Origin of the sequence: Parabacteroides sp. Marseille-P3160 (assembly GCF_900162725.1) — a bacterium.
In the GTDB taxonomy this organism is placed as follows: domain Bacteria; phylum Bacteroidota; class Bacteroidia; order Bacteroidales; family Tannerellaceae; genus Marseille-P3160.
Window position 1 is genome coordinate 2,611,840 of sequence record NZ_LT799418.1, and the last position, 13,289, is coordinate 2,625,128.

The 13,289-nt window shown below is 43.5% G+C and carries 10 protein-coding genes, 2 tRNA genes and 2 rRNA genes (1 of these 14 running past the window's edge); 7 read left to right on the top strand and 7 right to left on the bottom strand.

The annotated features are described in order from the left end of the window. Positions 1–163: 163 nt before the first annotated feature. Positions 164–2,566 carry a sodium-translocating pyrophosphatase gene (locus BQ8014_RS10320; RefSeq protein ID WP_080904266.1) on the top strand — a complete coding sequence of 801 codons (2,403 nt, stop codon included), beginning with the start codon at positions 164–166 and terminating at the stop codon, positions 2,564–2,566. 66 nt (positions 2,567–2,632) lie between these two features. Here the strand turns inward: BQ8014_RS10320 and BQ8014_RS10325 are convergent, their stop codons facing one another. From BQ8014_RS10325 to BQ8014_RS19385, 4 genes are all read right to left on the bottom strand, one after another. Next, positions 2,633–3,814: a sensor histidine kinase gene (locus BQ8014_RS10325; RefSeq protein ID WP_160150068.1), complete on the bottom strand. Its 1,182-nt coding sequence runs from the start codon at positions 3,812–3,814 to the stop codon at positions 2,633–2,635. A gap of 86 nt (positions 3,815–3,900) precedes the next feature. After that, positions 3,901–4,575, bottom strand: coding sequence for a response regulator transcription factor (locus tag BQ8014_RS10330; RefSeq protein WP_080904267.1), 675 nt, complete (start codon positions 4,573–4,575; stop codon positions 3,901–3,903). An 11-nt stretch (positions 4,576–4,586) separates the two neighbouring features. Beyond that, positions 4,587–5,006, bottom strand: a complete 420-nt coding sequence (locus tag BQ8014_RS10335; protein WP_080904268.1) for an EamA family transporter — start codon at positions 5,004–5,006, stop codon at positions 4,587–4,589. A 19-nt stretch (positions 5,007–5,025) separates the two neighbouring features. Next, positions 5,026–5,166, bottom strand: coding sequence for a hypothetical protein (locus BQ8014_RS19385; protein ID WP_160150069.1), 141 nt, complete (start codon positions 5,164–5,166; stop codon positions 5,026–5,028). Positions 5,167–5,331: 165 nt separating this feature from the next. On the opposite strand from BQ8014_RS19385, the gene BQ8014_RS10340 reads away from it, so the two are divergent. Both BQ8014_RS10340 and BQ8014_RS10345 read left to right on the top strand, forming a co-directional pair. After that, entirely contained in the window at positions 5,332–5,967 is a 636-nt protein-coding gene (locus tag BQ8014_RS10340; protein WP_080904269.1) for a phosphatase PAP2 family protein, read from the top strand. Positions 5,968–5,982: 15 nt separating this feature from the next. Then, a complete protein-coding gene (locus tag BQ8014_RS10345) occupies positions 5,983–6,888 on the top strand; it encodes a phosphatase PAP2 family protein (RefSeq protein WP_080904270.1) in 906 nt (301 codons plus the stop codon). Positions 6,889–7,350: 462 nt separating this feature from the next. Here BQ8014_RS10345 and BQ8014_RS10350 read toward each other — a convergent pair whose 3' ends face one another. The 3 genes from BQ8014_RS10350 to BQ8014_RS19195 form a co-directional block, all read right to left on the bottom strand. Continuing rightward, positions 7,351–7,776, bottom strand: coding sequence for an acetolactate synthase (locus tag BQ8014_RS10350; RefSeq protein WP_080904271.1), 426 nt, complete (start codon positions 7,774–7,776; stop codon positions 7,351–7,353). Positions 7,777–7,804: 28 nt separating this feature from the next. Then, a complete protein-coding gene (locus BQ8014_RS10355) occupies positions 7,805–9,103 on the bottom strand; it encodes a phenylacetate--CoA ligase family protein (RefSeq protein WP_080904272.1) in 1,299 nt (432 codons plus the stop codon). A 66-nt stretch (positions 9,104–9,169) separates the two neighbouring features. Then, a complete protein-coding gene (locus BQ8014_RS19195) occupies positions 9,170–9,391 on the bottom strand; it encodes a hypothetical protein (protein WP_139785112.1) in 222 nt (73 codons plus the stop codon). Between the two features lie 682 nt (positions 9,392–10,073). On the opposite strand from BQ8014_RS19195, the gene BQ8014_RS10365 reads away from it, so the two are divergent. The 4 genes from BQ8014_RS10365 to BQ8014_RS10380 form a co-directional block, all read left to right on the top strand. Further along, positions 10,074–11,604, top strand: a 16S ribosomal RNA gene (locus BQ8014_RS10365). A gap of 255 nt (positions 11,605–11,859) precedes the next feature. Then, positions 11,860–11,933: transfer RNA gene (locus BQ8014_RS10370), tRNA-Ile, on the top strand. Between the two features lie 41 nt (positions 11,934–11,974). Further along, positions 11,975–12,048 (top strand) — tRNA-Ala (locus BQ8014_RS10375). A 210-nt stretch (positions 12,049–12,258) separates the two neighbouring features. Continuing rightward, positions 12,259–13,289 (top strand): 23S ribosomal RNA (locus tag BQ8014_RS10380) (it continues 1,868 nt past the right edge of the window). The 16S and 23S rRNA genes sit together here with 2 tRNA genes alongside, the layout of an rRNA operon.

Sequence of the window (13,289 nt, forward strand, 5' to 3'; positions counted from 1 at the left end):
GAAAAAAGCTGATATATAGCATATCTTATGAGAGTCTGGCTATAGATATGTTTTATACATTTGACCGTTTTTTATTTAAATTAGGGGTAGAAGGTAACAAGATGAGTGTTTTTTAAAACCTTATTATATCTGTATTAATAGTTAATTTATAATATTTTTTATCATGAAAAAACTTAAACGTTTCTCCTTTTTGATGAGTTTGCTCTTGATGAGTTGCCTGGGAATGCAGGCGAGTGAAGCAGACCTGGCAATCCCTGATCTTCATCAGGGAACTTTTCACATCTTCGGTGGTGCAGTGACTTCGTGGGATTTTTTGTTTTATGGAGCATTGATTATTTTAGGAACCTTGGGCTTCAGTTTATTCCTTTTTTCGCAAATTAAGAAATTGCCGGCACATGATTCCATGCTGAAGGTTGCGAGTACGATTTATGCTACTTGCCGCACTTATTTATTGCAGCAGGGACGTTTTTTGATTATGCTTTTTATCATTATAGCGGCGGTGCTTTGCCTCTATTTCTTCGGATTGGTGGGGCAGTCGGTGGGTGTTGTGCTTCAGGTGCTTGTGTTCTCGATCGTTGGAATGGCCGGTTCTTATTCGGTTGCCTGGTATGGCATCCGGGTAAATACCTATGCCAATGCGCGGACGGCATTCGCTTCCCTTAAAGGAAAACCCTGGGAGGTGGTAAGCATTCCGATGCGTGCCGGAATGAGTGTAGGATTATTCCTGATCTCCCTGGAGTTAGTGATGATGGTTTTCATCCTTTTGTTTGTGCCGCGTGAAATTGTCGGGATTTGCTTCTTGGGTTTTGCGATTGGTGAATCCTTAGGTGCAAGTGCCTTGCGTATTGCCGGAGGTATCTTTACAAAGATTGCGGACATCGGGTCGGACTTGATGAAAGTGGTCTTTAAGGTAAAGGAAGACGATCCCCGGAATCCGGGTGTGATTGCAGATTGTACAGGTGACAATGCAGGCGATAGCGTCGGCCCGACGGCGGATGGATTTGAAACTTACGGTGTAACTGGAGTAGCCTTGATCACTTTTATTACTTTGGCGGTCTCCGATCCTCACATGCAAGCAAAACTGATTGTCTGGATTTTCGGTATGCGTTTCCTAATGGACTTCTTGTCGGGTTGCTCTTTTTTTATCAACCAGGCGATTTCCAAGAAGCTTTACGAAGGGAAGAAAATCTTTGATTTCGAGGCTCCGCTGATGCGTCTGATTTGGATTGCAGCGGTCTTGTGTATTTCCGCTTCCTTCTTTATGAGTCATTTACTGCTCGGAGACTTGCCGGATACGACCCTCTGGTGGAAGCTGGCGATTATTATCGGTTGCGGTACGCTGGCGGCTGTCCTTATTCCTGAATTTACCAAGGCTTTTACAAGCTCGAAATCAGCACATGTGCAAGAGATTGTGACGGCCTCCCGTGAAGGCGGGGCTTCGTTGAATATCCTTTCCGGTATTGTTGCCGGTAATTTCAGCGCTTTCTGGACCGGTTTGTTGATTGTCGGTTTGATGACAATTGCTTATTTTACAGCAGGAATGGGGTTGGAGGCTATTTTAGGACCTCACGCTTCCATCTTTGCTTTCGGCTTGGTTGCTTTCGGCTTTCTCTGCATGGGACCGGTAACCATTGCGGTGGATAGCTATGGTCCGGTGACGGACAATGCCCAATCGGTCTTCGAACTTTCCCAGATAGAACAGATTCCGGAAATTTCTTCGGAGATAAAGAGAGATTTCGGTTTTACTCCCGATTTCGAAACAGGTAAGCATTATCTGGAAGCGAACGACTCGGCGGGGAATACCTTTAAGGCGACGGCAAAGCCTGTGCTGATCGGTACGGCGGTTGTCGGGGCGACTACAATGATCTTCTCGATTATCTTGCTTTTGGAAAAAGTCGGCCTGTTGCATTTGTCGCTGACGGATGCACCGGTAATCCTCGGCTTGATTTGCGGTGGTGCGGTGATCTTTTGGTTTAGCGGGGCTTCCATGCAAGCTGTAACGACCGGAGCCTACCGGGCTGTAGAGTTTATCAAAAAGAATTTTGATATGGACAAGAAGGAGGCCGATATAGAAGACTCCAAATCGGTAGTGAAGATTTGTACCCAATATGCCCAGAAGGGGATGTGGAATATCTTTATCGTATTGATTTCCCTTACATTGGCTTTTGCCTTTATGGATCCGAACTTCTTCGTTGCTTATCTGGTTTCGATTGCCGTCTTCGGGCTTTTCCAGGCTATTTATATGGCGAACGGAGGCGGTAGCTGGGATAATGCTAAAAAGGTGGTTGAGGTAGATCTGAAAGAAAAGAATACACCTTTGCACGAAGCGGCCGTGATTGGTGACACCGTAGGAGATCCGTTCAAGGATACGACTTCCGTCTCCTTGAACCCGATTATCAAGTTCTCTACCTTGTTCGGTTTGCTAGCTACGGAGATCTGTATCGAAATGAAAAGCAATCCCGATTCCGACTATTCCATCTTTATTGCCATTCCTTTCCTGATTTTGGGACTGATATTCGTATGGCGCTCTTTCTATCGGATGAGAATACCTGTCGAATCTAAATAAACAAATAGGGCTAAACAGCATTAAATCCGTCTTGCGATTGCGTCGCAGGGCGGATTTTATCAAGTATCAATCAAACCGAACGATAAACCGGTGTAATCCTTCATCCGGATACTCGTATTCAATCTTCCATCCATGCAGTTTGCATATCTGATAAGTGATGGATAATCCCAATCCGTTGCCCTTCTTTTTTTCGGAGGTCCGGCTGAATCGCCTAAAAACTTTGTCTTTGTCCAACGGTGTTTTTTCGCCCGTATTACTTATCAAAAAAGTTCTGTCTTTTACTTCAATTGAAATGGAACCATTATTTTTATTGTGACTTATCGCATTGACAACAAGGTTGTTTATTAGGCTTTCCAATAATGTTTTGTTGGCCGTTACGTGAAGCGGATTCTTACTATCTATCAAAACCGTTATTCCATAGTCTTCAGCCAAATCTTTTAAATACGACAGCTGAGTTTTCAAAACCTGATTAAAATCTATTTCCTGCGTTTCCTTAAATTGATAATTATCTATTTTTGCCAATAGCAACAAGTTTTTATTCAAACGTCTCAAGCGCGACGAAACTGTGTAAAGAGATTGGACGACTTTAACCTGCGACTCGGTTAAGTCCGTGTCTTGAAGCAAAAGATCCAATTGCGATTGAAATACGGCTAATGGAGTCTGCAACTCATGTGAGGCATTTTCTATAAATTCTTTTTGTTGTACATAAGTTTTTAAATTGTTTTTAATGAGTTTGTCTAAATTCTCATTGAGTCGCGCAAATTCAATCGTGTCTGTTTTTTCAAATTCTGGAACAATCCCCTGTTCCAGATTGAAATTTTCTATTTTGCCCAGACTTTTATAAAACGGCCTCCATAACTTTTGGGATATAACCCGTTGGATGATGGTGAATGCAATGATGAGTATAATGAATAAAATGCCATATTGAAAAACAAGTGTTTGAAGCAAATCTTTCGGCTCGATCATGGCTATGCGGGACATGAGGATATAGGGTTGATTTTCAATTTTAATTTTTGTATAATAGACTCTATAATCGACTTCAAAACCCTCTGCTGCATTATAAAATGGTCTCTGAACAACTTTATCCAATGGACAAGACTGATCCATGGGTAAAATTTGCATATCTTCATTGAAGTGATTCCAATATTCGATTTCGGAAATTGTAAATATGGATAAATGGTCTTTAATAAAATCATAGCTTCGATACTCAATCAATTCATCTAAATCCTCGGCATAAAAATATTTCATTATAAAATAGAACAAAGGCATACTACACACCAGGATAGCTACTGTGTAGATTAAAAAAAGAGAGAGATTTTTAATTAGCAGACTTCTCATTCTATCCATTTATAACCTGTTCCATATATCGTTTTAATGCTATTGGCACAACCGGCTTCTCCCAATTTCGATTTCAGATTTTTGATATGTGCATATACAAAATTATGGCTGTCAAGCATATCCGCCATGTCGCCCGACAGGTGTTCGGCAATGGCATTCTTGGATACCACCCTGTTTTTATTACCTATCAGGAATAATAACAACTCATATTCTGTCTTTGTTAGTATAACAGATTTATTTTCAACCGTAATGGTTTTTGCTAAAAGATCGATTTCTACATTATTTGACTTTAGAATATTCGTATGTGAGAATTGTTGCCTTCGCATCAAAGCATAAATTCGGACACTTAGTTCGGGAAGAGGAAAAGGTTTTGCCAGATAATCGTCCGCACCGATTTTCAGTCCGGTGATTTTGTCATCCAATGATCCGCGGGCAGAAATGATGATGATGCCGCTTTCTATGTCTTGTTTTCTTATCTCTTCCAGTATCTTCAAACCGTCACCTCCCGGTAGATTTAGATCTAATAGGATACAATCATACTGATATAAAGCTATTTTTTCGATTGCTCCCTGAAAATTAAAAGCCTGTTCACACGAGTAATTGTCAGACGATAGGTATGTAACCATATTGTCGGATAATTCGCGTTCGTCTTCTACTATTAATATTTTCATTCTAATTTTTTTTATTTGTCAGTAAGAATAACTATCGAACCGCCTGCAATCAAGGAAACGCCTACTAATACTTTCCAACTTACAGGTTCTTTGAGTATGATAAAAGACAGAAATATCGTGATGACTACACTCAATTTATCGATAGGAGCTACTTTCGAAGCGTCACCCAATTGCAGTGCTTTAAAATAAAATAACCATGATAAACCTGTTGAGATTCCCGATAAAAGTAGAAATGTCCAATTCGTTTTTGTCAGTTCTTTTACTCCATCCAACCCATTGCCTGTAATAACAATTCCCCAAGTGATAAATAAAATAACGCATGTACGTATTGCCGTCGCCAGATTAGAATCAATATTATTGATTCCTATTTTTGCAAAGATAGCTGTAAATGCTGCAAATACAGCTGATAATATAGCATAATATTTCCACATCTTTCTATCCAATAGCCGGTTAAAATTTATATTTGAGTCCTAAGTTTACCATCTGTATTTCATAATAATTCTCATAAATGGCCTTGAGGCCTTGATTATATATTTTTTCTTTGATTCCCATCGTATATTCCGGTTTGAAAGAGTAAAGATCGTAATCCATTTTGTAGAAATTTTGAATTTTATAAAACGATACAAATCTCGTGTATATGAGTATCTGAGTGGTTGTTGAAGAAGATCCTTGGTTTGCGAAAATGTGTTGATACTAAATTCAAAATTTCTGCAAAATCACTATCTATATTTGAGCCCAATTTATCAATACAAGGTTATGCTTGAAAAAATTTTGCCCTATGAAGAGAATCTGTTTTTTCTTATAAACGGTTCTCATAGTTGTTTTTTCGATTGCGCTATGTGGCTGTTTTCAGGAGCTATTGTTTGGATTCCGATAGTTATATTTTTGATTGTCAATTTATTTTATAAGAAAAGCTGGAGAGAATGGCTCCCGGTTTTGATTGCTATCACCCTAATGTTTGTTCTTTGCGACCAATTTTCATCGGCTGTTTGTAAACCCTATTTTTCACGTTTTCGTCCGACTCATTATCCTGGAATAGAAGAACATGTCAGAACTTTATATGGATATGTCGGTGGAAAATACGGATTTATATCAGGACATGCTACAAATTCTTTTGGTTTTGCAACTCTGACCGCTTTGCTGCTTCGGAAGAAACTCTATAACTACACAATTTTTTTGTGGGCATTGGTTGTGTCTTATTCTCGTATATATCTTGGTGTTCATTTTGTATCCGATATAGTCGCAGGTGCTATATCAGGAATCACGATAGGTTTTGTGGTATACTGTCTTTATTGTTTGTGCATTATCAATAAAAAGAAGAAAGGTGATACAGGTAAACCAACCTCCTTGTTCCGTGGGAACTTTTCTCGCTGTCTGAGATGTTTTTTTTAATTTTAAATTATCACAATGAAATTAGCTTTTGGTTTCGTCTTTTTATTTATAACGACGGTCTTTTCTTACGCACAACAAGAAGATACGATTCGGGTAAAGTTCCAAATGCAATCGCTGCCCTTGATTCCGGACTCTTTAAGAAGCGACCAAAACCAGATGAAGAAGAAGCCGGTTATCCCGGATTATAAGAATATTGAAAATAATGTTTTCTTATTAGAGAATGAGAAAATGACGTTCAATTTTGAAAGACCCGGGAAAAAGACTGTATTTAATTCGTCTTATTCTCCGTTTGTTATTCCTGCTGCATTAATTTCTTACGGTGCTTTAGCCCGGGTAAATAAGTCTTTAAAAGAGCTTGATGAAAGTACCAATCATGAAGTGGGGGAACATGTGTTAAAGCATATTCCTTTTGACGATTATACACAGTATGCTCCTGCTATTGCTGTCTATGGGTTGGATTTTGCCGGGATAAAAGCAAAACACAATTTTCGGGACAGGACACTTGTGATAACGACATCCTATCTGGTAATGGGCATAACAGTGCAAACGATGAAAACCACAACAAACGTGGAACGTCCCGATGGTTCCAACCGGCATTCATTTCCATCGGGTCATACCGCCACGGCATTTGTCGGGGCACATATATTGTTTAAAGAATATAAAGATACGTCTCCCTGGATTGGTATTGCAGGTTATGGAGTCGCTGTCGCAACAGGAACAATACGTGTGCTGAATAAAAAACATTGGGTGAGCGATGTAGTCGCAGGTGCTGGAGTAGGCGTGTTTAGTGCAGAAATAAGTTATATGCTTCTACCCGTGTGGCACCGTATTTTAAGAATAAAAGAGAAGAATAAGACTGTGGTTATTGTGCCTATGGTAAGTTCTGAATCGGCCGGCTTAGGGATGTCCTACACTTTTTGAGACTTATAATATACGTAAAGAGGAACTGACTATTACAACAAATATTGGAAGAAAACTTAGGAGGAGGAACCTCTATAAAACATTAAAGGATGTCTCCCGACACCCCCTAACCAATTTGTTAACCTTAAATCTAATACTATTATGAAAAACCACAGTGCAAATATAGGGTTGTGATATATACTAACCAAAAGAAAAGTATTAAATTGTGTTTTTAAACACATAATAAACGCTAATACATATCCCTTATTTTATTATCGCGCGAGTCGGTGTGAGCCGGCTGGTGACGATTTTTGTGATTATTGAGAACGGTAAAGCAAAGAGTATCGGGTCAATAGAAAACCAGGGGTAAGTGTTGATCAAGACATCTTTCCTTGTTAATAAATGACAAAGCCCCATACATAGGCTAACCAGATACAGGGATCGTTAATTCCAAATATGGGTGGGAAGATTTACAATTAATAATTAGAGAGTTGTCAAGTCGTTTTCCACAATATAGGCTAATTTCTGACGGCGGACGACTTCACGACCGTCTTCCTGATTGCTCGTTCGCAGAATCAGAATAGATTTATCTTTCGTGGAAAAACAATACATATACTCGATACTCAATCCGGCTTTTGTAAAACAGCAGAGAGTCCCGGCGAAGCTTCCCGCTTGCGGATCGGTCACAATCGCCAATACCTCCGTCAGATTGGCGCTGACGTTATGCTTTTTCAACAACTGATAGGCTTTTTCCGGTTCGCTGACGATGAGGCGTAAGATCCCGTATTCCGATGTGTCGGCTACCGTTGCCGCAATAATCCGTATGTTTTCGTCTGCAAGGAGTGATAATATTTCGCATAACTTACCATATTTATTCTCCAGAAAAATGGAAATCTGATTGATTGTCATAGAATATAGTTCTTTTAAGGTAAATAGTTCAAGATAGTTTACGTAAATCCTTCACTCTCACAACCTTTCCGTCCGAGGTGGGAAGGGAGCCTTTAGCCAGTAGTTTGATATGGGGCGTGAGCAGCAGTTCGTCTTTCAGTTGGCGGACAATCTCTTTCGTCAGCCGTTGCAGCGTGCTGTAATCGTCTGTAAACAGATCGCTCAACTCTACTTCGATCAGCATCTCGTCGCTGTTTCCAACCGTATCGATTGTAATCAAATAATTGCTGCCCAGTTCCTTGAATTTCATCAGGATCGTTTCGATCTGTATAGGGAAGAGATTCACTCCTTTGAGGATAATCATGTCGTCACTGCGTCCTTTGAAGCGGTCGATTCTCCGGTGCGTCCGTCCGCAAGGGCAATCTCCCGGCAGAAAACGGGTCAAGTCCCGGGTGCGATAGCGTATCAGGGGCATTGCTTCCCGGTTCAATGTCGTCAGAACAAGTTCTCCCACTTCTCCTTCGGGTACCGGCTCCAACGTTTCCGGATCGATGATTTCAGCGATGACGTAATCTTCCCAGATATGCAATCCGTTTTGTTCCGGGCATTCGAAAGCGACGCCCGGACCGTTCATCTCCGACATTCCGAAGCAGTTATAGGCTTTTACGCCTAATAGTTCTTCGATGCGTTTGCGTTGTTCCTCCGAATGGGGTTCCGCCCCGATACAGATCGTACGGAGTTTGGTGTCTTTGCGCGGATCCAGTCCCATTTCGTAAAAAACTTCCGCCAGGCGTGTGGCATAACTGGGAATGATATGCAGGCAGGTAGTCCCGAAATCACAGATGAATTTAATCTGGCGTTTCGTGTTTCCGGCAGCGGCAGGGACAGTCAAAGCGCCCAGTTTTTCCGCTCCGTATTGAAAGCCCAGTCCGCCGGTAAACATTCCGTAACCTGAAGTATTCTGAAAGACATCCGTGTCGCGAATCCCTACCATATACATGCAGCGTGCCACCTGGTTTGCCCACTCCTCGAGATCTTTTGCCGAATGCAGCACCACGGTCGGGTTGCCCGTCGTTCCGCTGGAAGAATGGATACGTACGCATTTTTGCAAAGGGATAGCTGCCATGCCAAAAGGATATTGGGAGCGCAAGTCCTCTTTCGTCGTAAAGGGCAATTTCCATAGGTCTTCAATCGATCGGATTTTGTCTGCCGAAAATGAATATTCTTTGAATATGGAAGCGTAAAAAGGTGAGTTTTTCGCTTGGTTAACGGTGTTTTTCAATCGTTCTAATTGCAATTTATCCAGATCGTTCCGGGAAATCGTTTCGAGTTCTTTCTGCCAGTACATGTTTTTCAAGTTACAAAATTCAATAAAAGAGTGACAATTATTCTTGCAAATGTATCTTTTTATTTTCTATTCCGTTCCGGTCATCTGTAAAAAAGCATGAGAACTCCGGTCATCTACCTTTTGCAACTGATTCCGTCCCCATTTATCATCCATTGTTCCTCCTCGTTTATATTCTGTCGCCATATATCCGGCGAAAGCCGGAGCTTCCGCCGCACAAATGGGCCAATGCCTTTCCCCATTTCCCCGTACTTGTTTTTTTATTACACCGTGGTGGGCCTGCAGACACACCAAGGTTGACCTGGTGGCCCATCATGGTGAGCCACCAGGCCCACCGTGGTAAAATAAAACATGGAGTACCTGAAAATACGGCATCGGATTGGCCGAATGATTCCGCTGGATATGTAAATTACCCATAATCAGTTTATTCCCATGTCTTTGATGCAGTCGAAGGCTGTTTTTCCGCCGTTTTTCCGCTTTTTCCCCTTGCCTCTGGCGGAAGAAAAACAGCCATTCCCCCGTTTAGAAAGAGCGTTTAATTATGCAGGGCCCCCCTCTCTATTCCATTCTATCCCATCCCTTTATCTTTTCCCTGTAAAAAAAGCTCAAAAAAACCGGTAAAAAGATTTGTACAAGCCAAAAAGAAGGTTTACTTTTGCACCCACGTTCGACAATAACCAGCCGGACGCAAGCAAAAGAGTTCATTGAAAGACTGATCATAAAACAAGATGTAGTACAAGGGTTTTGCCCATTCTTCTTTCCGGTGACGAAAAGAAGAAGGGCAGGATAAAAAAGAGGTCTTCCTTTAAAAGAGGGATTAGTCAATCACTTTTCCCTGAAAGGTATTCTCTCTCTTTTTTTTTAAAAAAACCAGCCAATAATTTGTACCGTCAATCATCCAAAAAAGGTAAGTAAGGAAAAGACAGTAAAGAACGGGATTTTGAGCCAAGGAAATAAAAAGAAAACAATTTTGACAACGAAGAGTTTGATCCTGGCTCAGGATGAACGCTAGCGACAGGCTTAACACATGCAAGTCGAGGGGCATCACGGGATAGCAATATTCTGGTGGCGACCGGCGCACGGGTGAGTAACGCGTATGCAACTTACCTGTCAGAGGGGGATAATCCGGCGAAAGTCGGTCTAATACCCCATAAAACAGGGACCCCACCTGGGGTTATTTGTTAAAGGATTTATCGCTGACAGATAGGCATGCGTTCCATTAGGTAGTTGGTCGGGGTAACGGCCCACCAAGCCATCGATGGATAGGGGTTCTGAGAGGAAGGTCCCCCACACTGGTACTGAGACACGGACCAGACTCCTACGGGAGGCAGCAGTGAGGAATATTGGTCAATGGGCGAGAGCCTGAACCAGCCAAGTCGCGTGAAGGATGACTGCCCTATGGGTTGTAAACTTCTTTTATAAGGGAATAAAGTGCGGGACGCGTCCCGTTTTGTATGTACCTTATGAATAAGCATCGGCTAACTCCGTGCCAGCAGCCGCGGTAATACGGAGGATGCGAGCGTTATCCGGATTTATTGGGTTTAAAGGGTGCGTAGGTGGGTAATTAAGTCAGCGGTGAAAGTTTGTGGCTCAACCATAAAATTGCCGTTGAAACTGGTCACCTTGAGTATGTTTGCTGTAGGCGGAATGCGTGTTGTAGCGGTGAAATGCATAGATATCACGCAGAACTCCGATTGCGAAGGCAGCTTACAAAACCATCACTGACACTGAAGCACGAAAGCGTGGGAATCAAACAGGATTAGATACCCTGGTAGTCCACGCCGTAAACGATGATTACTAGGGATTTGCGATATAGTGTAAGTCCTACAGCGAAAGCGTTAAGTAATCCACCTGGGGAGTACGCCGGCAACGGTGAAACTCAAAGGAATTGACGGGGGCCCGCACAAGCGGAGGAACATGTGGTTTAATTCGATGATACGCGAGGAACCTTACCCGGGTTTGAACGCATTAGGAATACGATTGAAAGGTTGTAGCTAGCAATAGCCTATTGCGAGGTGCTGCATGGTTGTCGTCAGCTCGTGCCGTGAGGTGTCGGCTTAAGTGCCATAACGAGCGCAACCCTGATTGTCAGTTGCTAGCAGGTAAAGCTGAGGACTCTGACAAGACTGCCGGCGTAAGCTGTGAGGAAGGTTGGGATGACGTCAAATCAGCACGGCCCTTACATCCGGGGCGACACACGTGTTACAATGGGGGGGACAAAGGGGCGCTACCTGGCGACAGGATGCCAATCTCAAAACCCTCTCTCAGTTCGGATCGGAGTCTGCAACTCGACTCCGTGAAGCTGGATTCGCTAGTAATCGCGCATCAGCCATGGCGCGGTGAATACGTTCCCGGGCCTTGTACACACCGCCCGTCAAGCCATGGGAGCCGGGGGTACCTGAAGTACGTAACCGTCAAAGGATCGTCCTAGGGTAAAACCGGTGACTGGGGCTAAGTCGTAACAAGGTAGCCGTACCGGAAGGTGCGGCTGGAACACCTCCTTTCTGGAGACTCGAAGTTCCGTGAAGTCTTTTCTTTACGAAAAAGAAGAGGATGAACGACAAAAAGGTACGAATGGTGGCCGGTATTAAAAAAAAAGGAAACAGCAATACTTCACAGGAGGGAAAAGGCCGTGGCCTGTCCCCTAAGGAGAAGGAAGATAGCTTGTACTGCACTGCTTGTTTATTTATATGATTGGAAAAGAAAGAAGAGAAACGAAAGAAGCTGGGAGTCTGCTCCCGGGTTAGATAAAAGTTGACAGTCCTATAGCTCAGTTGGTTAGAGCGCTACACTGATAATGTAGAGGTCGGCAGTTCAACTCTGCCTGGGACTACGCCGTAGAATAGTGGATTATCCGGTCCATTAGTTATGGAAGGGGGATTAGCTCAGCTGGCTAGAGCATCTGCTTTGCACGCAGAGGGTCAACGGTTCGAATCCGTTATTCTCCACAAAAAGAAAGAGATCATTGACATATTGGACAATAAAGCAATAAAGTAAAAGACGAAGAAGTCGAATTTGCTTTTGAGCCGTTCATCCGCACCAGGCGGAGCCCCTCGGGATGTTTTTCCCCTTCCCCCTAAAAGGGATGGGAAGGCATGCGGAAGGTCCCCCGGTTTGAATGCGTTTGTACGGCAAGGGAAGCAAATAAAGAAGAAAAAAAGAAAGTAAGAGAAGGGCAGACGGTGGATGCCTTGGCTCTCGGAGGCGAAGAAGGACGTGATAAGCTGCGAAAAGCCTGGGGGAGGTGCAAATAACCTTTGATCCCCGGATATCCGAATGGGGCAACCCGCCGTGCTTAGGCACGGCACACAGCATGTCTGTGGGCGAACGTGGGGAACTGAAACATCTAAGTACCCATAGGAGAAGAAAACAAAAGTGATTGCGCAAGTAGCGGCGAGCGAACGCGTATTAGCCCAAACCGCATCTGTTTCGGCAGATACGGGGTTGTAGGATCATCAAAGAAAGGAGAGGAAAGTTGTAAAGTGGAACCCATTGGAAAGTGGGGCCATAGCGGGTGACAGCCCCTTACACGACTTGCAGCTTCCCTCCGAGATGACTCCTGAGTAGCGCGGGACACGTGAAATCCTGTGTGAATCCGCGGGGCCCATCCCGCAAGGCTAAATACTCCCGAGAGACCGATAGTGAACCAGTACCGTGAGGGAAAGGTGAAAAGCACCTCGCATAGAGGAGTGAAATAGACCCTGAACCCGTCTGCCTACAAGCGGTCGGAGCATTTCTCAAGAGATGTGACGGCGTGCCTTTTGCATAATGAACCTACGAGTTACCGTCTGCGGCAAGGTTAAGGGTCATCGAGTCCCGTAGCCGAAGCGAAAGCGAGTCTGAACAGGGCGCCATCGAGTCGCAGGTGGTAGACGCGAAACCAAGTGATCTACCCTTGGTCAGGCTGAAGGTTGGGTAACACCACCTGGAGGGCCGAATGGTTATACGTTGAAAAGTGTTCCAATGAACTGAGGGTAGGGGTGAAAGGCTAATCAAACTTGGAGATAGCTCGTACTCCCCGAAATGCATTTAGGTGCAGCCTTTGTTGTTTCTCACGTGAGGTAGAGCGACTGATTGGATGCGAGGGCTTCACCGCCTATCAAGTCCAGATAAACTCCGAATGCACGTGAGTTAAAGACAAGGAGTGAGGGCGCGGGTGCTAAGGTCCGCGTCCGAGAGGAGAAGAATC

Coding starts and splice junctions, on each gene's coding strand:
- BQ8014_RS10320 (WP_080904266.1), top strand. CDS start 164: ATGAAAAAACTTAAACGTTTCTCCTTTTTGATGAGTTTGCTCTTGATG.
- BQ8014_RS10325 (WP_160150068.1), bottom strand. CDS start 3,814: ATGAAATATTTTTATGCCGAGGATTTAGATGAATTGATTGAGTATCGA.
- BQ8014_RS10330 (WP_080904267.1), bottom strand. CDS start 4,575: ATGAAAATATTAATAGTAGAAGACGAACGCGAATTATCCGACAATATG.
- BQ8014_RS10335 (WP_080904268.1), bottom strand. CDS start 5,006: ATGTGGAAATATTATGCTATATTATCAGCTGTATTTGCAGCATTTACA.
- BQ8014_RS19385 (WP_160150069.1), bottom strand. CDS start 5,166: ATGGATTACGATCTTTACTCTTTCAAACCGGAATATACGATGGGAATC.
- BQ8014_RS10340 (WP_080904269.1), top strand. CDS start 5,332: ATGCTTGAAAAAATTTTGCCCTATGAAGAGAATCTGTTTTTTCTTATA.
- BQ8014_RS10345 (WP_080904270.1), top strand. CDS start 5,983: ATGAAATTAGCTTTTGGTTTCGTCTTTTTATTTATAACGACGGTCTTT.
- BQ8014_RS10350 (WP_080904271.1), bottom strand. CDS start 7,776: ATGACAATCAATCAGATTTCCATTTTTCTGGAGAATAAATATGGTAAG.
- BQ8014_RS10355 (WP_080904272.1), bottom strand. CDS start 9,103: ATGTACTGGCAGAAAGAACTCGAAACGATTTCCCGGAACGATCTGGAT.